Here is a 324-nt window from a genome sequence, read left to right on the forward strand (position 1 = left end):
GTACGACTGCTTGCCCGGTTCCTCCAAGATCAATCTGGCTGGTAGTGGATACCTTCACATCGGAACCATGTTGATAAAGCCCGTAAAAATATAAACCAAAGCAAGTGATGATCGAAACGACCGGTACGACCCCCCAAATATAGCCGCGTCGCTTTTTCCCCCGGAATGCCAAAAACATGATCGGCCCCACCAACAAGGCGTAGCCCCCAAAGGCTACAGCCAGCCAGAGAAAGTTGGGCGCTTGCAGCGACGGGAACGTTTGCGCGGCCTGAACCAACTGCCAATAGCGTCCGTCCCTGTTTACATTTTGGGCTCGACCCGTTC

Annotated in this window: 1 pseudogene; it reads right to left on the reverse strand. The window is 53.7% G+C overall.

Annotated features, from left to right (window positions below):
• Positions 1-277: pseudogene (locus MXD62_RS10810) on the reverse strand (hypothetical protein); the annotation flags it as partial.
• Positions 278-324 lie beyond the last annotated feature (47 nt).

It is taken from the genome of Frankia sp. Mgl5 (assembly GCF_023242985.1).
GTDB lineage: Bacteria > Actinomycetota > Actinomycetes > Frankiales > Frankiaceae > Parafrankia > Parafrankia soli.